Source organism: Sphingopyxis sp. DBS4 (assembly GCF_024628865.1).
In the GTDB taxonomy this organism is placed as follows: Bacteria; Pseudomonadota; Alphaproteobacteria; order Sphingomonadales; family Sphingomonadaceae; genus Sphingopyxis.
On record NZ_CP102384.1, the window covers coordinates 297,157 to 317,411 of the forward strand.

The 20,255-nt window shown below is 67.5% G+C and carries 19 protein-coding genes; 13 read left to right on the forward strand and 6 right to left on the reverse strand.

The genetic code is table 11. The features are described from left to right. The first annotated feature begins 101 nt into the window (after window positions 1-101). The 6 genes from NP825_RS01365 (at window position 102) to NP825_RS01390 (ending at window position 6,131) form a co-directional block, all read left to right on the forward strand. Window positions 102-1,100, forward strand: a complete 999-nt coding sequence (locus tag NP825_RS01365; protein ID WP_257547796.1) for a cupin-like domain-containing protein — start codon at window positions 102-104, stop codon at window positions 1,098-1,100. Next, window positions 1,097-1,879, forward strand: a complete 783-nt coding sequence (locus NP825_RS01370) for an enoyl-CoA hydratase (RefSeq protein WP_257547797.1) — start codon at window positions 1,097-1,099, stop codon at window positions 1,877-1,879. The genes NP825_RS01365 and NP825_RS01370 overlap by 4 nt, the downstream gene beginning before the upstream one ends. A gap of 43 nt (window positions 1,880-1,922) precedes the next feature. Further along, window positions 1,923-2,840 (forward strand): energy transducer TonB, encoded by a 918-nt coding sequence (locus tag NP825_RS01375; protein WP_257547798.1) that lies wholly within the window; start codon window positions 1,923-1,925, stop codon window positions 2,838-2,840. 59 nt (window positions 2,841-2,899) lie between these two features. Continuing rightward, window positions 2,900-4,231 carry a phosphotransferase family protein gene (locus NP825_RS01380; protein WP_257547799.1) on the forward strand — a complete coding sequence of 444 codons (1,332 nt, stop codon included), beginning with the start codon at window positions 2,900-2,902 and terminating at the stop codon, window positions 4,229-4,231. A gap of 17 nt (window positions 4,232-4,248) precedes the next feature. Beyond that, window positions 4,249-5,544, forward strand: a complete 1,296-nt coding sequence (locus NP825_RS01385; protein WP_257547800.1) for an acyl-CoA dehydrogenase family protein — start codon at window positions 4,249-4,251, stop codon at window positions 5,542-5,544. Between the two features lie 62 nt (window positions 5,545-5,606). After that, entirely contained in the window at window positions 5,607-6,131 is a 525-nt protein-coding gene (locus tag NP825_RS01390; RefSeq protein WP_257547801.1) for a cupin domain-containing protein, read from the forward strand. Window positions 6,132-6,352: 221 nt separating this feature from the next. On the opposite strand, the gene NP825_RS01395 is transcribed toward NP825_RS01390, so the two are convergent. Then, on the reverse strand, window positions 6,353-6,664 hold the full coding sequence (locus NP825_RS01395) for an alkylphosphonate utilization protein (protein ID WP_257547802.1): 312 nt from the start codon (window positions 6,662-6,664) through the stop codon (window positions 6,353-6,355). A gap of 17 nt (window positions 6,665-6,681) precedes the next feature. After that, window positions 6,682-7,431: a class I SAM-dependent methyltransferase gene (locus tag NP825_RS01400; RefSeq protein ID WP_257547803.1), complete on the reverse strand. Its 750-nt coding sequence runs from the start codon at window positions 7,429-7,431 to the stop codon at window positions 6,682-6,684. Between the two features lie 313 nt (window positions 7,432-7,744). On the opposite strand from NP825_RS01400, the gene NP825_RS01405 reads away from it, so the two are divergent. Both NP825_RS01405 and NP825_RS01410 read left to right on the forward strand, forming a co-directional pair. Next, window positions 7,745-9,484 carry an amidohydrolase family protein gene (locus NP825_RS01405; RefSeq protein WP_257547805.1) on the forward strand — a complete coding sequence of 580 codons (1,740 nt, stop codon included), beginning with the start codon at window positions 7,745-7,747 and terminating at the stop codon, window positions 9,482-9,484. Window positions 9,485-9,541: 57 nt separating this feature from the next. Continuing rightward, the gene (locus NP825_RS01410; RefSeq protein WP_257547807.1) at window positions 9,542-10,966 is read left to right on the forward strand and encodes an amidase; all 1,425 of its coding nucleotides are present in this window, start codon (window positions 9,542-9,544) and stop codon (window positions 10,964-10,966) included. 133 nt (window positions 10,967-11,099) lie between these two features. On the opposite strand, the gene NP825_RS01415 is transcribed toward NP825_RS01410, so the two are convergent. The 3 genes from NP825_RS01415 to NP825_RS01425 all read right to left on the reverse strand — a co-directional run bounded on the left by NP825_RS01415 (window position 11,100) and on the right by NP825_RS01425 (window position 14,354). Continuing rightward, window positions 11,100-12,230 (reverse strand): aminotransferase class V-fold PLP-dependent enzyme, encoded by a 1,131-nt coding sequence (locus tag NP825_RS01415; protein ID WP_257547809.1) that lies wholly within the window; start codon window positions 12,228-12,230, stop codon window positions 11,100-11,102. Beyond that, window positions 12,227-12,994, reverse strand: a complete 768-nt coding sequence (locus tag NP825_RS01420) for a tryptophan 2,3-dioxygenase family protein (RefSeq protein ID WP_257547811.1) — start codon at window positions 12,992-12,994, stop codon at window positions 12,227-12,229. The genes NP825_RS01415 and NP825_RS01420 overlap by 4 nt, the downstream gene beginning before the upstream one ends. A 145-nt stretch (window positions 12,995-13,139) precedes the next feature. After that, window positions 13,140-14,354, reverse strand: a complete 1,215-nt coding sequence (locus NP825_RS01425) for a hypothetical protein (protein WP_257547813.1) — start codon at window positions 14,352-14,354, stop codon at window positions 13,140-13,142. On the opposite strand from NP825_RS01425, the gene NP825_RS01430 reads away from it, so the two are divergent. Then, window positions 14,344-14,481: a hypothetical protein gene (locus tag NP825_RS01430; protein WP_257547815.1), complete on the forward strand. Its 138-nt coding sequence runs from the start codon at window positions 14,344-14,346 to the stop codon at window positions 14,479-14,481. The two genes, NP825_RS01425 and NP825_RS01430, sit on opposite strands and share 11 nt — an antisense overlap. Here NP825_RS01430 and nhaA read toward each other — a convergent pair. After that, window positions 14,474-15,748 carry a Na+/H+ antiporter NhaA gene (nhaA, locus tag NP825_RS01435; RefSeq protein WP_257547816.1) on the reverse strand — a complete coding sequence of 425 codons (1,275 nt, stop codon included), beginning with the start codon at window positions 15,746-15,748 and terminating at the stop codon, window positions 14,474-14,476. The two genes, NP825_RS01430 and nhaA, sit on opposite strands and share 8 nt — an antisense overlap. A 146-nt stretch (window positions 15,749-15,894) precedes the next feature. Between nhaA and NP825_RS01440 the strand changes: the two genes are divergently transcribed. From NP825_RS01440 to NP825_RS01455, 4 genes are all read left to right on the forward strand, one after another. Beyond that, a complete protein-coding gene (locus NP825_RS01440) occupies window positions 15,895-17,316 on the forward strand; it encodes a glycosyl transferase family protein (RefSeq protein WP_257547817.1) in 1,422 nt (473 codons plus the stop codon). Next, entirely contained in the window at window positions 17,313-18,440 is a 1,128-nt protein-coding gene (locus tag NP825_RS01445; protein WP_257547818.1) for a hypothetical protein, read from the forward strand. The genes NP825_RS01440 and NP825_RS01445 overlap by 4 nt, the downstream gene beginning before the upstream one ends. Before the next feature lie 106 nt (window positions 18,441-18,546). Beyond that, window positions 18,547-19,455: a sulfite exporter TauE/SafE family protein gene (locus NP825_RS01450; RefSeq protein ID WP_257547819.1), complete on the forward strand. Its 909-nt coding sequence runs from the start codon at window positions 18,547-18,549 to the stop codon at window positions 19,453-19,455. Next, entirely contained in the window at window positions 19,452-20,222 is a 771-nt protein-coding gene (locus NP825_RS01455) for a TIGR02186 family protein (RefSeq protein WP_257547820.1), read from the forward strand. The genes NP825_RS01450 and NP825_RS01455 overlap by 4 nt, the downstream gene beginning before the upstream one ends. Window positions 20,223-20,255: the final 33 nt, after the last annotated feature.

Genomic DNA, 20,255 nt, shown 5'->3' on the forward strand with positions numbered 1-20,255 from the left:
GGCCGTTTTCATTTGGAGCGCGTCATCCTTCTGTCATCGATCGGCGCTTGAGGCGAAGCGGCTCCTTCCGCTAACCGGAAGCAAGAGAGCGAGGAGGCCCGATGTCCCAGCCCGACAAACGCGCATTGCTGGCCGCGGGACTTGCCGTCGGCGAGGATGATGCCGCGCTCGGCACCCGGTTGCGCGACGCCGGCGTGTCGGCCGCCTCGGCGAAATATGAGATCGACCGGCTGGCGAAAGACCCGATGGCGGCGATGCTGCGCCGGCAGGCCGCGCGAATGGCGAAGCAGGACTGGCTGCTCGCGAATCAGCAGCGGCTGGCGTTCGAGGCGGATGGGGGCTTCGCGCTCGCCATGCTCGACAAGCCCGCGCCGGGCCTCTTCTACCGCCAATATTACGACGCCAACCGGCCCGCGAAACTCACCGGCGTCGTCGATCATTGGCCGGCGCTGGCGCGCTGGTCGCTCGATCATTTCGAGCGTGTCGCGGGCCATGCCACGGTCGAAGCGCAGGTCGGGCGCGACGGCGATTCCGATTATGAGCTCGCAAAGGATGATCACCGCCGCCTCGTCCGCTTCGGCGAACTGATCGGCTGGCTGCGCAAGGGCGAAGCGAGCAACGACATCTATCTGACGGCCTATAACAGCGGCACCAACGCAGCGGCGCTCGCGATCCTGTGGGAGGATCTGGCGCCGATCGACCTGCTCGAAGCGCGTGGGGATCGGGACGGCTTTTTCTGGCTGGGACCGAAAGGCACGCTGACGCCGTGGCACCACGATCTCACCAACAATCTGCTAGTGCAGGTTTTCGGGCGCAAGCGGGTGCGGATGGCGCCGCCCTGGGCTTTCGCGCGGATGCGGAACAGCCGGCATTGCTTTTCGGATTGGGGCAATGCGCCGCTGCCTGCGGGCGAAGGCGACGCGGCGACGCCGCCCGTCCTCGAAACGATCATCGGCCCCGGCGAGGCCATATTCCTGCCCGTCGGATGGTGGCATCAGGTCGAGGCGCTCGATCTGTCGGCGAGCATGAGCTTCACCAATTTCCGCCGACCCAATATTCATGTCGAGGATTATATATCCTGGGGAGAAATCGACCGATGACCCTGGTTCTCATCGCCCGCGACGGTCCCGTCGCCACCGTTACCCTCAACCGCCCGGAGGCGATGAACGCGCTGTCGCGCGCGCTGCGTGCCGAACTGGCGGCGGCGATGCGGGGGCTTGCTGCCGACGAAAGCGTCCGCGCGATCGTGCTGACCGGGGCGGGAACGCGCGCTTTCACCGCGGGACTCGACCTCAAGGAACTTGGCGCCGACACCAGCAACCTCGGCGCCGCCAATGCCGAGGGGGCCGACGAAAATCCGGTGCGGGCGATCGAGCTGTGTCCGCAGCCGGTGATCGGCGCGATCAACGGCGTCGCGATCACCGGCGGGTTCGAGGTCGCGCTCGCCTGCGACCTGTTGATCGCCTCTACCCATGCGCGCTTCGCTGACACCCATGCGCGCGTCGGCATCATGCCGGGCTGGGGCCTGTCGCAGAAATTGTCGCGCATCGTCGGGCTCGGCCGCGCGAAGGAATTGTCGCTGACCGGCAATTTCCTGGGTGCCGAGGCGGCGCGCGACTGGGGTTTGGTGAACCGCGTCGTCGCGCCCGACGAGCTGCTTCCCGCGGCGCAGGCGCTCGCGCGCGATATCGCCAGCATCGATCCGGCGATGGTGCGGGGTTATAAGAAGCTGATCGACGACGGCTATGCGCTGCCTTTCGCTACGGGTCTCGCGCTCGAACAGCAGCGCTCAAAGGCCGCGAACGGCACCGTGCGCGCCGAAGAGGTCGAGGCGCGACGGCTGGCGGTGATGGAGCGGGGCCGCGAACGCGCCGGCTGAGCGGCCGCTTGCCTTCGGGGCGCGGACGCCTTAGCCTATGTCCATGAAGACGGGGGGATGGGTCGTTGGCGCGGGACTGCTGTTGAGCAGCGCACCGCTGGTTGCCGCGGACAAGGATGAGCCGGTCGTGCTCGAACCGTCGTCGCCGTGGAACATGGACTACGCCGAGGATTATTGTCGGCTGGGGCGCATCTTTGGCGAGGGAGAGCAGCGGACCATCCTGATAATGGATCGCTATGCGCCGGGCGATTCCTTTCGCTTGACGCTGGCCGGCGCGGCGACCAACGCGGCGAAGTCCGGTGGCGAGGCCCATGTGCAATTTGGACCGGGTTGGGACGAGCAGACGGTCCGTTTCTTCTCAGGAAAACTCGGCGAGAAGACGCCGGCGTGGATTTTCGCCGGCAATGCGCGCATCCGCCCGCTTACAGAGGCGCAGCGGGCGCAGGTTGCGGCCCAGGTCGCGGAAGAAGGACTGGCCGACTCGACGCAGATCGCGCCGATTTCGGAAGCCGACGAAGCCGCGACCACGCAGGTTCGCTTCGATCGCCCGCTGCATCGCCCGCTGATCCTGCATACCGGGCCGATGAAGCAGGCGCTCGACGCGATGCGGGCCTGCACCGACGAACTCGTGACGCATTGGGGTGTCGATCCCAAGCAGGCCAAGGCTCAGTCGCGCCGCGCTGTACCGCGCGGATCGCCGGCATACTGGATTGGGCCCGATGATTATCCGCTCGGCATGCTCAACAAAGGAAAGCAGGGGCTCATCTATTTCCGGCTGACGATCGGTGAGGACGGGAAGCCGCTGTCGTGCCACATCCAGCAATCGACCGATCCCGACGGCTTCGACAAGACGGTGTGCCAGTTGCTGATGCAGCGCGCTCGCTTCGAGCCCGCGCTCGATGCCGATGGCAAGCCCATGAAGGCCTATTATCTCAGCAGCGTGCGCTTTGTGATCCCCTGACCGAGACCCCCAATGCAATGGGACTTGCGGCCTCCGGAAATACTTAGCATGGTTAAGTAATGGCCGACCTCTCCGAACCGCTTTCCGCCTTCATGACGCGCCTTGCCGGACCCGGCACGCTGTCGCGGCTCGCCCGCCTGTCGGGCGGGGCGAACATGGAAAGCTGGGCGTTCGACTGGGCGGGGGCGGCCTATGTGCTGCGCCGCGCGCCGTCGGCCGAATATATGGAAGGGCGGCCCTATGGCCATCCGGTCGAGGCGGCGCTGGTACGGGCGGCCCATGCGGGCGGGGTCAAGGCGCCCGAGGTCGTCGGTGTGCTGGCCGATGGCGACGGCATGGGAACCGGCTATGTGATGCGCCGGGTCATCGCCGAGGTCGCTCCTGCGAAGATATTGCCGAATCCGCCGACCTCGCTCGTCGCCGACCTCGGCCGCGAACTCGCGCATATCCATGCCTTGCCGCGCGCCGCGATTCCCGAAGGCATTCCGGTGATGGACACCGCCGCGGCGCTCGCCGAACTCAAGGCGCGCTTTCTCTCCTATGGCGGCGACCGCCCGGCGATCGCGCTCGCGGTCAAATGGTGCGAGGATCATCTGCCCGAACCCGCCGAGCCGGTGCTGGTCCACGGCGACTACCGGATGGGCAATGTCATGGTCGATGGCGACGGGCTGGCCGTCGTCCTCGACTGGGAACTCGCGCATCTGGGCGACGCGCACGAGGATCTCGCCTTCGGCTGCATGACCGTCTGGCGCTTCGGCCAGCTCGACAAGCCGGCGTTCGGCGTCGGCAGTCTCGCCGATTATTTCGCGGCCTATGAAGCCGCGGGCGGCATCAGGGTCGATCCAGCGCGGTTCAAATATTGGCTCGTCTATCGCACCCTGTGGTGGGCGCTCGGCTGCCTCCAGATGGGGCAGGCGTGGCGCAGCGGCGCCGACACGACGGTCGAGCGCGTCGTCGTCGGGCGGCGCACCGCCGAGCAGGAACTCGATCTTGTTCGGCTGCTTGAGGAAGAGGCGCCCGAAGCGGAACGGCAGCGCGCCTTGCCGCCGTCCTCCGATCCCGCGCCGGCGCCGACGGGCGAGCCGACGAGCCGCGAGATGGTGCAGGCGGTGCGCGCCTGGATCGAGAGCGCGATCAAGCCAAAAGCCGAAGGTCACGCCAAGTTCGAGGCGGTCGTCGCGATGAATGCACTCGGCATCGTGATGCGCGATCTGGGCGCCGGAACCCGCGCCGAGGACCGGGGGCTGGCTGAGGCGCTGATGTCGGGGAAGACGACGCTCGCCGAGCCTGGCCTGCTCGCGACGCTGCGCCGCGCGGTGCTCGACAAATGCGCGGTCGACAGCCCCAAATATGCCGCGCTCGCCGCGGCGACCGCCGAATGGCGCGGATAGATCATAGGGAGAGAGAGATGGATTTTGCGATGCCCGCCGACTTGCAGGCCTATCTGGACGAACTCGACGCCTTCATCGAAGCCGAGATCAGGCCGCTCGAACTGGCTGACGACAATATCCGCTTCTTCGATCACCGCCGCGAGCATAGCCGCACCGACTGGGACAATCAGGGGCTGCCGCGCCACGAGTGGGAACAGCTTTTGAAGCAGGCGACGCGCAAGGCCGACGCGGCGGGGCACTGGCGTTTTTCGGCGCCGAAGAAATATGGCGGCAAGGACGGGTCGAACCTGTGGATGGCGGTGATCCGCGAGCATTTCGCGGCGAAGGGCCTCGGCCTCCACAACGACCTCCAGAACGAGCATAGCATTGTCGGCAATTTCCCCTTCGTCGCGATGTTCGAGCAGTTCGCGACGAGCGAGGAACAGAAGCAGGAGTTCATCCTCGGCGGCTTCGAGGGCAAGCGCCGCACCGCCTTCGGCCTCACCGAGCCCGATCACGGCAGCGATGCGACACATATGGAAACGCGCGCGGTGCGCGAGACGCGGGATGGCGTTGACGGCTGGCTGATCAACGGGCGCAAGATGTGGATCACCGGGATGCATGTCGCGACGCATTGCGCCGCCTTCTGCCGCACCGCGGGCGAGGACGGCGATGCGAAGGGCATCACCTGCCTGCTCGTGCCGACGGGCACGCCGGGCATGACGGTCGACGAATATATGTGGACTTTCAACATGCCGACCGACCATCCGCGTATGACCTTCACCGACGTCTGGGTGCCCGACAGCGCGCGGCTGGGGCCGGTCGATGGCGGCCTGTCGATCGCGCAGAGCTTCGTCCACCAGAATCGCATCCGCCAGGCGGCAAGCTCGCTCGGCGCCGCGGTTTATTGCATCGAGGAAAGCGTGCGCTACGCGCGGGAGAGGAAGCCTTTCGGCGAGGCGCTGGCGAAGAATCAGGCGATCCAGTTCCCGCTCGTCGAACTCGCGACGCAGGCCGAAATGCTGCGCCTGCTGATCCGCAAGACCGCGTGGGACATGGACAACACCCCGCACAAGGAGATCGAGCGCACGCTGTCGGACAAGGTCAGCATGTGCAACTACTGGGCGAACCGCCTCGTCTGCGAAGCCGCCGACCGCGCGATGCAGGTGCACGGCGGCATCGGCTATTCGCGGCACAAGCCGTTCGAGCATATCTATCGCCACCATCGCCGCTATCGGATCACCGAGGGGGCGGAGGAAATCCAGATGCGCAAGGTCGCCGCCTATCTCTTCGGCTATATGGGGCCGCGCAGGGAGACGCTGGGGAAAATCTGAGCGGGGTGGACTCTTCGCTTCGTTGCGGCATGATCGCCGCGACGAAGGAAGAGGAGACAGCCATGGCCGAGGCCGATCGCGCGCGGGACGCGGCGCCGTCCCGGATTTTCCGGGCCGGCGACGCGCCCGACCTCAACGAAACCGACAAGATGACGCTCGCCGGGCTGACCCCGATCGTCGAAGCCGGCATCGGCCGCTGGGTCGCGGCGGGCGTCGGCGAAGGGAACGTCACCAAAGTGCTGTTCTCGCTCCCGCATATGAGCCTGACCTACGCCTGGTTCAAAAGCGGCTTCGCGCTGCCGCTGCACAGCCATGATGCGGACTGTCTCTATTATATCATCGCGGGTTCGCTGAAGCTCGGGACCGAGGAGCTCGGCGCGGGCGACGGCTTTTTCGTCGGCAGCGACGTCCCCTATAGCTACAAACCGGGGCCCGAAGGCGTCGAAGTGCTCGAATTCCGCACGGTCGAGCGTTTCGACATGAAGTTCCAGGGGCGGACCGAGGCCTATTGGGACAAGGTCGTCGCCGGAATGGACGCCGCGCGGCCCCGCTGGGACACGGAAAGGCCGCCTTCGGCGCGGGCTTAGGGCTTGATTGAGTCTGACTGAAACGCGGTTTCCATCTCGTCATCCCGGCGAAGGCCGGGATCTCGCCGGTGCGGATGGTCGATACGATGAGATCCCGGCCTTCGCCGGGATGACGATTCCATCAACTATGATCACGTTCCAAACCGATGTGTGTTAAGCCCGGACTATAGTCCTGCTCCACACGAACGGTAGGGGACGATCCCGATCAAATGCGCGATCGCTTAACGCTTGCGCACGAACTCCGTCCGCAGCACCAGCCCCTTGATCCCCTCGTAGCGGCAGTCGATCTCTTCGGGATCGGCGGTCAACCGGATCGACTTGATCACGGTGCCGACCTTCAGCGTCTGCCCCGCGCCCTTCACCGGCAGATCCTTGATGAGGACGACCGAGTCGCCGTCGCTCAGCACATTGCCGACGGCGTCCCTGGCTTCGGGCAGCGCATTGGCGGCCGCCGCCCGTTCGCGCGCTTCGCTGGCGGGCAGCCATTCGCCGCTCGCCTCGTCATAGACATAGTCTTCGTCGTTGTTGTTCATCACGCCGCCCTAGCGCCTCATGCGGGCTTGCGGAAGCGCAAGGTGAACTGGTCGGTCTTGCCGCGAATGGCGGGATCGAAGACGTTGGCGGTGCGCGGGTCGTCGGGCTGCTTGTAGAGATCGCTCTCCGCTTCGAGCGTGAACCCTGCCTTGGTGAGCGCCGCGACGACCGCCGCCTTGTCGATGCGGTGCAGGCTGTCGGACAGCGTCGTGCCGCTGCCGTCCGCCGCGCTATGATCGACGACGACGAGCGTCCCGCCGGGCTTCAGCGCCGCGAACAGCGCCGCGCTCGCCTCGTCGCCGGTGCCTTCGGGGAAGGGTTTCAGATAGAGGTCGTGGAAATTCTGCACGGTGATGATCGTGTCGAGCGGCACCGGAAAGGCCGGCGCCGCGAACGGCCCCGCGACCGCGTCGACATTGGCATAGGCGGCGTCGATCGCGGCCTGATCGTCGCCATATTGCTTCTTGAAGGCAATGAACTCGGCGGGCTGGAAGGCGTAAACCTTGCCCTCCGGCCCGACCGCGCCCGCGAGAATGCGGGTCAGATAGCCGCCGCCCATCACAAAGTCACCAACCGCTTGCCCCGGCTTCACGCCCGCGAAGGCGAGCAGTTCGGCGGGCTTGCGCGCGGCGTCGCGTGCCTGATCGGTGGCGGGGCGTGCCGGATCGGCGAGCGCGGCGCTGTAATCGGGAGCGGGCGACGGCTGCGCGATGGCCGATGGCGCGGCGACGGCGAGCAGCAGGGCGAGGGTCAGCGGGCGGATCATGGTTTCGACTCCCTTTTGTTTGATGCCGCACCATAGCGCCTCGCGATGCGGTGTGCGCGCCTATTCGCGCGGAAGGGGCGGGGCTTTCCTACATTGTCCCGCCGTGTCAGCATCCATGCTGTGGTTCACCGCCTGCTTCATCATCACTTCGTTCCGCTCGCAATGACGGCCGCTCCCTTAAAGCGACAAAAGAGACAGAAAGAATGTGTCCGTCCGTATCTTTTGTCGCCTTAGGGGGCTTGGTCAAAGCTCTTGGCATATCGGCGATCCATGATAGGTTTCGTCCTGAAACGAAAATAACGGGAGAGCGGACATGCATGATCTGGTGATTCGCGGCGGCACGGTCGTCGATGGGTCGGGCGGCAAGCCCTTCGTCGCGGACGTCGCGGTCGAGGGCGACCGCATCGTCGCGGTCGGTCAGAACCTCGGCGCGGGCCGCGAGGAGATCGACGCCGGCGGCCGGATCGTCACCCCCGGCTTCGTCGATGTTCACACCCATTATGACGGACAGGCGACGTGGGACGCCGAAATGGCGCCGTCGAGCTGGCACGGCGTCACCACCGTCGTCATGGGCAATTGCGGCGTCGGTTTCGCTCCGGCCAAGCCCGACCGCCACGACTGGCTGATTTCGTTGATGGAAGGCGTCGAGGATATTCCCGGCACCGCGCTCGCCGAGGGCATGTCGTGGGAATGGGAAACCTTCCCCGAATATATGGACGCGCTCGAAAAACTGCCACGCACCGTCGACGTCGCCTGCCACGTCCCGCACGGCGCGGTACGCGCCTATGTGCTCGGCGACCGCGAAAAGCCCGGCGCGATCCCGACCGACGAGGACATCGCCGAAATGTCGCGGATCGTCGAGGAAGGCGTGCGCGCGGGTGCGCTCGGCTTCTCGACTAGCCGCACCGTGCTCCACAAGTCGGTCGACGGCGAACTCGTCCCCGGCACCACCGCGACCGCCGAGGAACTGGTCGCGATCGGCCGCGCGATGGGCCGCGTCGGCTATGGCGTCTTCGAGATGGCGAGCGACATGAAACGCGAGTGGAACGAGTTCCAGTGGATGGGCGATCTCAGCCGCGAGACCGGCCTGCCGGTGACCTTTGCCGCGCTCCAGTCGATCGCCAAGGAACTGCCGCTCGAGGAACAGATTTCGGAGATGCGCAAGCAGAACGCGACGGGCGCCAACATCGTCGCGCAGATCGCGCTGCGCGGCAATGGCGTGATCATGGCGTGGCAGGGCACCGTCCACCCCTTCCGCTTCAAGCCTGCCTGGGCCGAGATCGAGGGGCTGCCGTGGGACCAGCAGCTTGCGAAGCTGAAGGACCCGGCCTTCAAAGCCCGCATGATCGGCGAACCCAATGTCTGGCCCGAAAGCGATATCCTCGATTTCCTGATGGTCGTTGCAGAGGGCTGGCCGGTGCATTTCGAGATGGACCCCGACTTCAACTACGAACCGCGCATGGACGAAAGCGTCGCGCATCGCGCTGCGGCGGCGGGCGTCTCGCCCTCCGAATATGCCTATGACCTGCTGATGAAGGACGACGGCAAGGGCTTCATCTATTTCCCGATTTTGAACTACCGCGACGGCAACCTCAATTTCCTCGAGGATCTGCAGGCGTCGGACGACACTGTGAACAGCCTGTCCGACGGCGGCGCGCATTGCGGGACGATCTGCGACGCCGCCTCGCCGACCTTCATGCTCCAGCATTGGGTGCGTGATCGCAAAGGGAACCGCATCGCGCTCGAAGCGGCGATCAAGCGCCAGTGCCGCGACACCGCGATGCTCTATGGGCTGGAGGATCGCGGCGTGCTCGCGCCGGGCTATCTCGCCGACCTCAACATCATCGACATGGAGGCGCTCAAGCTCGGCAAGCCGTGGCTCGCCTTCGATCTGCCCGCGGGCGGCAAGCGCCTGCTGCAAAAGGCCGAGGGCTATGTCGCGACGATCAAGTCGGGCGTCGTCACCTTCAAGGACGGCACGATGCAGGGCCCGACCCCCGGCGGCGTGATCCGCGGGCCCCAGCGCGTCGAACTGGCGATCGCGGCGGAGTGACCGGGCGGCCGGACCGTGCGTCCGGCCAACCCATTCCAACGACCGGAGGAGAACGGCATGAGCTTTGCCGACTATGGCCGTTACGACGCGCTCGGCCTCGCTGAACTCGTCGCGAAGGGTGAGGTAACGGCGCTCGAACTCGTCGACACCGCGATCGCGCGGATCCAGGCGCTGAACCCGCGTCTCAACGCGGTGATCTTCACGGACTTCGACGGTGCGCGCGAGCGGGCGAAGGGGCCTCTGCCCGACGGGCCGTTCAAGGGCGTGCCCTTCCTGCTCAAGGATATATTGGGCGACCTCGCGGGCTGGCCGACGCGCAATGGTTCGCGCCTCTCGCCGCCGGTGCCGATGCCCTTCACCGCGACGCTGGTGCAGCGCTTCCTCGCCGGCGGACTGGTGCCGCTCGGCAAGACCAACGTTCCCGAATTCGGCCTCGTCGCGACGACCGAGAGCAAGCTTTATGGCCCCGCGCGCAATCCGTGGAACCCGGAGCATTCGACCGGCGGTTCGTCGGGCGGGTCGGGCGCCGCGGTGGCGAGCGGGATGGTGCCCGTCGCCCACGCCAACGATGGCGGCGGCTCGATCCGCATTCCGGCGAGTTGCAACGGGCTCGTCGGATTGAAGCCGACGCGGGCGCGCAATCCGCTGGGGCCGATGCTCGGCGACGTGATGGGCGGGCTCGCGGCCGAGCATATCGTCAGCCGTTCGGTGCGCGACACCGCCGCGATGCTCGACGTCACCGCCGGCCCCGAGCTCGGCGATCCCTATTCGGCACCGCCCGCACCGCCGAGCTGGCGCCGCGCCGCCGAGGCGCCGTGCCCGGCGCTGCGCATCGCCTTCGCCCGCACCGCGCCCGGCGGCCGCGCGCTTGATGCACAGGCGGTCGCAGCGGTAGACCATGCCGCGAAGCTCTGCGAAAGCCTCGGTCATCATGTCGAGGAGGCTTCGCCGCCGGTCGACAACGACGCGATGGTGCCCGCCTTCCTGGCGATCTGGTCGAGCGGCGCGGCGATGCAGATCGACGGCCTCGCCGCGATGACCGGGCAGGTGCCCGGCCCCGACACGCTCGAAGGGCTGACGCGCGGCCTCTATGCGATGGGCAAGGGCATCAGCGCGCCGCAGCTTTGGGGCGCGATCTTCCAGCTTCAGCAGATGGCGCGCGCGGTCGCCGCGTGGCATGCCGATTACGACGTCTGGCTGACCCCGACGCTCGGCGCGCCGCCGCCCCCGAACGGCAGCTTCCCGCTCGACAGCGACGATATCGCGGTCGGTTTCGGCGCGATGACCGACTATGTGCCCTTCACCGCGATCCAGAACGCGACCGGTCAGCCGGCGATCAACCTCCCGCTGTGGTGGACGCCCGATGGCTTGCCGATGGGAACACAGTTCGTCGGCCGCGTCGGCGAGGAGGCGCTGTTGCTTCAGCTCGCGACGCAACTTGAAGCCGCGCAGCCCTGGTTCGACCGGCGGCCGGTGCTTTAAGGCCTTCAGTGGGTCGGGTCATGCCACTCCCTTTCGGGAAAAAGCGGCGTGCTCCCGCGAAGGCGGGAGCCCATCTTCTGCCGGAGCCAGTTTGAACCGACCGGAGATGGGTCCCCACCTTCGCGGGGACACATTATGGCAGAAAGGCGCGTGCGACCGCTTCGACGTCCCCCGCGCCATTATAGGCGTGGAAGGACAGGCGAACGACTGATCCGCGAAAGTCGGCGCCGATGCCGTGCGCCGCGAGCGCCGCGGCCACGCGCGGCTGATCGGCGCCGGTGTCGATGCACAGCGTCCCGCCGATGTCGCCCGCCGGCCAGCGCCACCCCGGCGTCCGGGCTTCGAGCGCGTCGCGCAGCATCGCCTGCAAAGCGCGATTATGCGCCCGGATTCGGTCGACCCCGATCGCCGCGATCTCGGCAATGCCCGTGGCGGACAGGATGAACGGCGCGACGTCGGGGGTACCGCCCCACCAGCGCCGCGCGTCGGGGGCGTAGCGGAAGGCGCTTATGTCCATCTCGAACGGATTTTCATGGCTCCACCAGCCGCGCTCCATGGGCGAGAGCGCAGTGCGGTCGTGCGGCGCGACCCACAGCCACGCCGCGCCGGGGCCGCCGCACAGCCATTTGACGCTGGTGCCGAGCACCGCGTCGACGCCCCACGCCGCGGGCGTCACCGGCACCACGCCGACCGACTGCGCGCAGTCGGCGATGCAGCGCGCGCCTGCGGCCTTAGCCGCCGCCGCGACCGCCGCGATGTCGGTGAGCGCACCGCTGTTCGAACTGACGTGCATCGCAACGACGAGCGCGACATCGTCGTCGAGCGCCGCGATCCAGCTCGCGGGATCGCGAACGTCGGCGTCGCCGGGCAGGTAGCGCACCCTCCACCCCGCCGCTTCGAGCCCGCTCGCGACATAGCCGATCGTCGGAAAGGCGCTCGGCGCGAGCAAGATCGTGCGCCGCCTCGTCGCTGTCCCAAGCGCCGAGAGATAGCGCGACAGGCCCGCGCTGACGTTGGTTGCGGGGCAGAGGTCGCGCGCCTCGACCCCGATCAGCCCGGCCAGCGCCGCGCGCCACGCATCGATCGCGCCGAGCCAGTCGGGCCACGCCTCGCCCGTCTCGCGCCACGGCGCCAGCAGTTTCCGGCGCAGCAGATCCTCGGCTGTGCGCGGCTGGCAGCCGACGCTGTGGCTCTTGAGATAGGTGGCGTTCGGCGGCAGGTGGAAGCGGCCCGCGACCGCTTCCGACAGCAGCGCGCCGCTCACAGCCCGCTGCCGTGCCCGGCCGCCGAAGCGCCGCTGATGCTGTCGCGCTTGACGCCATATCGGGCACCCCAGCGGTCGGTCATCTCGCAGCGGACGTCCCACAGCTCGGGGAAGAAGCGGTGGCGCATCCCGGCGTTGAGCAATTCGACCGGTCGCCCCTTCAGCGACTTCGATCCCATGCCGATCGAACGGTGGATGAGCTGGATATGGTGGGCGCGGAAAAGCTGGAACAGTTCGTCATATTCGACCATCGCCTCGGCGACCATATAGGCTTCGTCGTGGCGGTATCCGGTGTCGTAGACGTCGACCACCGTGCGCCCCGCGGCGTCGAGATAGACCGCCTTGTAGCGCGTCCAGAGCGACTGAGGCAGGGTGAGGAGAAGCTGGAAGCCGGGGCTTTCCTGCCCCGACCCGTTGCCCAGCTGGAGGCGGATCGCCTGATAGTCGAAGGGACTCATCGTCTCGAGCAGGCCGAGCTGATCGGTCATCAGCCGCATGATGCGATTGACGCGGTCGAACAGCGAGAGGACGCGCATCGTCTCGCCCGCCGCCATATGGCCGTCGATCTCGGCGAAGGTGAAGGCCATCAGCTTCATCCACAATTCCTCGACCTGATGGACGATCTGGAACTGCAATTCGTCGGGGGTGCAGAGGTCGGCGAGCGGCTTCTGGCACGCGAGCAGGCGGTCGACCGCAAGGTAGACGCCATAATCCTTCATCTCAGGCGTTTCGATGCGGCGATGAATATCTTCTTTGTCGAGCATGATCTGCTCCTTTTCGGCTTGGCACGGGAATGACGGACGGCGCGCAAGGGTGCGCGCCGGATCGGTCAGCCGCGCGGTGCCACGCCCGCCGGGGGACGGCGGGGCGAACCCGCCTGGCCGAGCCACAAGAGGCGCGCCGCCGCCTTCATCGGCGGAGCAGGTCCGCCGGCAGCGTGGGTTCACCGATGATCTTCGCCATACGCCGCCACATTTCGTCCCGGTCCGGATTGCCGCGTTCGACATAGCCGCGAACCATCGCTTCGCCGAGTCCGTAATTGATCACATAGCTGCGATATTGTTCGGCGAAGCGCACCGACTGGTCGGCGCGCTCGGGCGACATCAGCAGATATTTCCGCGTCAGCGCGACCGCCGCGGCGCGGTCGATCGCGCCGTCGAGATATTGCTGCGCGATCGTCAGCCGCGCGCCCTGTAGCGCTTTCGTCGCGTCCATGAGCTGCCAGTAAAGATCGTCCGCCGGAACCGGAATTTCGGCCAGCGGCATCAGCACGTCGCGTTCCGTATCGGCGCGGCTTTCGGCCGGGAAGGCGAGGTCGATGCCGTAATTGGCGCTGCCCTCGGCGATCAGGCTCTGCGGGCTGTAGAGCGGATAGACGGTGAATTCGGCCCAGCCGCGTCCCTTCACGAGCTGTTCCTCCAGCTTCATGTTGAGCAGATGATGGCCCGGATAGCCCTCATGACAGCCGAGGTCGAGCGCACGCGACAGGCGGATCGGCAGATCGGTGTTGACCTGAATCAGGCTGTGATAGCCGCCCTGATAATAATTGTAACCGCTCCAGCTCTTGCCGGTGACGAACTCCAGACGAAAGCTCTCGCCCTCGGGCATTTCGATCTGAGCGGCGCTGCGTCCGCGGCAGCGTGCGATCGCGGCGTCGAAGGTCTTTTGCAGCCGCGGTTTCGGGATGGTGAAGCGGTCGAGATAGGCCTCGACGCGCGTCGCGAGGTCGCCGTCGCCGGGGACGAGCGCCGCGACCTTCGCCAGCGCACCGTCGTAGCTCGCGAGCGGCAGCAGGCGCGGCCGCACGCCGAACAGCCGCTCGGCCTCGTCGGCGAAGGCGAAGCGCGTTCCCTGCATCATCAGCAGGCGCGTTTCGGCGGCGCGAAGCTGCGCGCGCAGAAAAGCCGCGCGGCGGCGCTCCATCGGATCGGAGAGGCGGGGCGCGGCGAGATCGAGCCGCGCCCACAGCGCGCGCGTCGCGGCGAGCAGCGCGGCCTTGTCGCGCGGCGCGGCTTCGGCGGCGGCTTTCACCTCCGTCGGGCCGTAATAGGCGTCGATATAACCGTCCTCGTGCGTGCCGATTTCGAGGCTGAGCATCACATAGGCGGCGGCGATGTCGTTCATCGCCTGCGACGAGACCGGCGCGCGGCGGACGTCTATCGACGCGACGCCGGCGGCGGGCCTGGTGTCCGCAGTCGCACAGCCGGCGAGCATCGGCGCGAGAAAAAGCAAGGGCGCATATCTCATGTGAGCGTTTCCGACGTGTCGTGCACGTCGCCGTCGGCAACGATCTCGCCTTCGCTCGCGGCTTCGATCACGTCGTGATCGGGGTGCATCGGCGCCAAGCGCAGCAGCGCATAGCCGATGAGCGCGGCGGCGAGCGATCCCGCGAGCACGCCGATCTTTGCCTCGTCGATCAGTTCGGGTGCGCCCGGAAAGGCGAGGCCGCCGATGAACAGGCTCATCGTGAAGCCGATGCCGCAGAGCACCGCGACAGCGTGGACCTGCCGCCAGGTCGTGCCGCGCAGCCGGCCCGCGATGCCGAGCTTCACCGCCAGCCAGACGCTGCCGAAAATGCCGATCTGCTTGCCGAGGAACAGCCCGGCGGCGATGCCGAGCGGCAGCGGCGACAGCAATTGCTCGCTGCCGAGGCCGCGAATATCGACCCCGGCGTTGACGAAGCCGAAGACGGGGACGATCGCGAAGGCGACCCACGGGTGCAGCGCATGTTCGAGCCGGTGGAGCGGCGAGGCGGCGCTGTCGGGCGCGCCGGGCGTGCGGTCGAGCGGGATCGTCATCGCCGCGAGCACCCCCGCGATCGTCGCATGAACCCCCGACAGCAGCATCGCATACCAGAGGCAGGCGAAGAGCAGCAGATAGACGGACAGATGCCGGACACCGCCGCGATTGCAGGCAAACATCATGCCGAGCAGCGCCGCTGCGGCGCCGAGCGCGGCAAGGTCGATCGTCGCGGTATAGAAAAGCGCGATGATCGCCACCGCCCCCATGTCGTCGACGATCGCGACGGTGACGAGGAACAGCTTGAGTGAGGTCGGCGCGCGCCTGCCGAGCAGCGCGAGCACCCCCATGGCAAAGGCGATGTCGGTCGCGGCGGGGATCGCCCACCCTTGCGCGAGCCCCGGCGTGCTCCCTGCGAAGAGCATATAGAGCAGCGCGGGCACCGCCATTCCCGCGGCGGCGGCAATGAAGGGAAGCCGCCGCCGGTCCCAACTCGCGAGGCGGCCGTCGACGAACTCGCGCTTGATCTCGAGCCCGACGAGCAGGAAGAAGATCGCCATCAGCCCGTCGTTGATCCACAAATGGACCGTCATCGGCCCCAGCTTGTCGCTGAGCACCGGGCCGGTCTCTGCGTGAACCAGATGGTGATAGGATTCGCCCAGCGCCGAATTCGCGACAATCATCGCCAATATGGCTGCGAAAATCAGCAGTATCCCGCCCGCGCTTTCGCTCGCGAGAAAGTCGCGCAGGACGGAGCGAGAGGCTGAATTGCTGGACATATGCGATGCTGCGACCCTGCTCGACCCGGAAGAGAGCCGCATTCCTAGCGCCGGGGCGGCCGGGCGTCACCCTTTACAAAAATTAACAGCCGGTTACCCCATGCGGGATCGCGGCAAGCGCCGCGCGGGGGAGCGGGGCAAGCGGGGTGGAGCCGTCGTCCGCATGGTTGCAATGGCTGGTCGCGGGGGCCGGCCACGAACTGATGCTGTTCGCATCGGTCGGGATTCTGCTGATCGGAATCGACGATCTGCTGTTCGATCTGTTGTGGCTTGCGATGCCGCGCAAGGTGGCGGCACCGCCGCTGGGGGCGGAAAGCAGGCCGCTCGACGGGCGGATCGCCGTTTTCATCCCGGCGTGGGACGAGGCAGAGGTGCTGCCTGCGACGCTCCGGCGTATGCTCGCGGCGTGGGCGGGCGAAAATGTTCGCCTCTATGTCGGCTGCTATCCCAACGACGTCGCGACGCTCTTTTCGGTTTCGCCGCTTGTCGCGCGCGATGCGCGGCTGCGCCTCGTCGTCGGGGAGACCGAGGGGCCGACGACCAAAGGCGACAATCTCAATCGCCTATGGGCCGCGCTCGGCGAGGATGAGCGGATGGAGGGACGGCGCTTCGCGGCGGTGGTGCTGCACGATGCGGAAGATCATGTCCACGCCGACGAAATCGCATTGTACCGCCGACATCTGGGCGACCATGCGATGGTCCAGATTCCCGTGGTGCCGATGGTGACCGGCGGGTCGCGATGGATCGGCGGCCATTATGGCGACGAGTTCGCGGAGGCGCACGGCAAGGAACTGGCGCTGCGCTCGCGCCTCGGGGTTCCGATCCCGTCGGCGGGGGTCGGCTGCGCCCTGACGCGCAATGCCCTGTCCTTGCTCGCGATCGAGCGCGGCGGCTACCCTTTTCGCGCCGACAGCCTGACCGAGGATTATGAGGTCGGAATGCTGATCGGTGCCTATGGCCTTCGCGCCTGTTTCGCCGACAGCCTGACCGCGACGGGGGACCGCATCGTCTCGCGCGGCGGCTTCCCGGGATCGATCGAGCATGCTGTACGGCAGAAATCGCGCTGGATCGCGGGCATCGCGCTTGCGGGTTGGGATCATCTCGGTTGGCTCGGCGCGCGTTTCTCGGGCGGCGAGGCATCGCGCTGGCGGATATGGCTCGCGCGCTGGATGCTGTGGCGCGATCGGCGTTCGCCGCTCGCCGCGCTGGTCCTGCTCGCCGCCTATCTGGGTCTGATCGCCAGCGGCCTGTCGCTTGCCGGCGAAGCGTTGCTGGGTTGGGAATCCATGCCGCTGGGTGGGGGGATGCGTGTGCTGTTCACGCTCAACGCCGCGCTGCTGCTGTGGCGCCTCGCGATGCGCGTTCATTTCACCGCGCGCTGGTATGGCGCGCGTCAGGCGCTGCTGGCGGTGCCGCGCGCCTTTGTCGCCAACGTCATCGCGATGTTGGCCGCGCGGCGGGCGGTTGTTCTTTACTGGCGGATGCTGCGGTCGGGGCAGGTGCTTTGGGAAAAGACCGAGCATCGGGACGGCGAGGCCGTGCCCGGGCGCCGGGCGATCCGGCCATGATGATCTCCGCGACTGGCCCCCGGCCGGGGCGCGATGCCGCGTCGCTGCGCTTTCTGGCGCTCTGCCTCGGCGGTTGGGTGCTGCTGCGCGCGGCGATGCTGTGGAACCCGGCGATGCCGGCGCCGCCGGCCGGTCTTCGGCCCTCGTGGAATATTCCTTCGCCCTTTATCTTGCCGGCCCCCCGCGACCGGGCGGATGCAGTCCTTTCGCCCGCTATGCCGCGGCTGCCCGAACGCGCCGCAGCGACCCGCTTCCTTGCCGCATTGCCGAAGGCCGCCTCTTCGGTCCCGGGCACGACCGGGGACAAAGGGTTCGGCGGCGACCGGCATGACATACGGCTCGCGTTGATCGCGCGGTTCCTGCCCGGCGTTCCGACGCGCGGCGCCCTGCGGGGCGACCCGCCGCCGTGGCGCGCCGCGCTGCCGCTCCGCGTGGGCGATCCGGGGCGGGGCGAATCCTTCTGGATGCAGCGCCCGCTGGCCCGCTGGTCGCTCGGCGGCTGGCTCTATCTGCGCGAGGGATCGGCCGGCGCGTCGGATGCGATCGCCGCCGGCGGCCAACTCGGCAGTTCGCAGGCGGGCCTCCGCCTCGCCTACGGCTTCGGCGACGATGGGCGGTTGCGCGCCTATGGCCGCGCGACGATGGCGATACGTCGGGCCGAACAGCGCGAACTTGCCTTTGGCGCGGCGTTCGCGCCCGTGCGGCGTCTGCCGGTCGACATTGCGATCGAGCAGCGCGTCGCGATCGGCAGCGAGGGGCGCACCGCGCTCGCCGCGATGGCGACTGGAGGCGTCAGCGACGTTCCGCTTCCTGCGGGCTTCCGCCTCGATGCTTATGCACAGGCCGGCGTCGTCGGTGCGCGCCGGCGCGACGGCTTCGCCGACGGCGCGCTGGTCGTTGACCGGCGGCTCGGCGATGATGAGCGCTCGCCGCTGCGGCTCGGCGCGCTTGCCGCCGGCGCGGTCCAGCCGGGCGTGTCGCGGATCGATGTCGGTCCCCGGCTGACCCTGCGGCTTCCCGACGTTGGCAAGGGAAGCCGCATCGCGCTCGACTGGCGACAGCGGGTGGCGGGCAATGCGCGTCCCGAAAGCGGCCTCGCACTGACCCTCGCCACAGACTTTTAGAGAGCCGCGAAATTTAGGTGCCGCAGCCGATTCCCCGGCCCCGAAAAATGCTCTAGGGTCGCCGGACTCGGCGCATTTCCTGCGCTGTGAACGTCATTCGGGGCCCATGGATCTTTACCTTCCCGTCGCCAATCTGTCGGTCAACGCGCTGGTCATCATCCTGCTCGGCGGCGGGGTCGGTTTCCTGTCGGGGATGTTCGGCGTCGGCGGCGGCTTCCTGACGACGCCGCTGCTGATCTTCTATGGCATTCCGCCGACGGTCGCCGCGGCGTCGGCGGCGACGCAGGTCACCGGGGCGAGCGTTTCGGGGGCGCTTGCGCATTTCGAGCGCGACGGTGTGGACGTGCGGATGGGCGGGGTGCTGATCGTCGGCGGTCTGTTCGGGTCGCTGATCGGCGCCGGGCTGTTCGAATTGCTGACCGCGTGGGGCCAGATCGATACGACGATCAACATCCTCTATGTCGTGCTGCTCGGCTCGGTCGGCGGGATCATGGCGCGCGAGGCGTGGGGCGCGCTGCGGCGGATGCGCGCCGGGCTTCCCGCGGCGGCGCGCAAGCGGCGGCACCATCCGATGGTCGCCAACCTGCCGCTGCGCTGGCGCTTCTATCGATCGGGCCTCTATATCTCGCCGCTCGCGCCGCTGCTGCTCGGCATGATGGTCGGCGTGCTGACGATGCTGCTCGGCGTCGGCGGCGGCTTCATCATGGTGCCCGCGATGATCTATCTGCTCGGCATGGGGACGCAGGTGGTGGTCGGCACCTCGCTGTTCCAGATCCTGTTCGTGACGATCGCGACGACGATGGTCCATGCGATGACCACCGGCGCGGTCGACCTGGTGCTCGCGGCTTTGCTGCTGGTCGGCAGCGTCACCGGCGCGCAGATCGGCGCGCGGTTCGCGCAGAGCGTGAAGCCCGAATATCTGCGGATGGCACTGGCGGTGATCGTGCTGATCGTCGCGCTGCGCATGGCGGTTGATCTCTTCATCCGCCCTGAAGAAATCTACACCGTGCAATGAGGGGGCTCGGCGCTCTCGCCTGCGCATCGGCGCTGCTGCTGACTGTGGGCACCGCGCGCGCCGACGATCCGCGCCTCGTGCCCGATGTGTCGAGCCGCGCGATCGAGATTCAGTATAGCTTCACCGGCGAGGAATTGCTGCTGTTCGGCGCGATCCTCTATCCGGGGCAGCGGCTTCCCGACGACCGCACCGACATCGTCGTCGTGCTGAAGGGGCCGGTGCGGCCGATCGTCCTGCGAGAGAAACAGCGCGTTGCGGGAATCTGGGTCAATGCGAGCAGCATCCGGCTGCGCACCTCGCCCGGTTTTTACGCGATCGGATCGTCGCGGCCGATCGACAAGCTGGTCGACGAGCGCACCGCGGCGATCTTCGAGCTCGGCCTCGACAATCTGTCGATGTCGCCCGCGGGCTTTTCCGAAGCGAAGAAGCTCGCGCGCTTCGAGGCGGGGCTGATCGACCTCTATCGCCGCGCGGGGCTGTTCTACGAAAATCCGCGCGCGGTCGAGATCAGCGAGGGCGTGCTCTATCGCGCGCGTATCCCGGTGCCGGCGCGCGTGCCCGTCGGCACCTATCGCGCCGAAACCTATCTGATCAGCCGCGGCCGCGTGATCGCGGTCGCCTCGCGCGATGTCCAGATCCGCAAGGCGGGGTTCGAGCGGTTCGTCGCGCTCGCCGCCGAGCGGCACGGCTTTCTCTACGGCCTGACCGCGGTCATGCTTTCGCTGGTCCTCGGCTATGGCGCATCGGCGCTTTTCCGCCGCCGCTGAGCGCTTTTCCGCCGATTCAGCATAAGCGCTTTA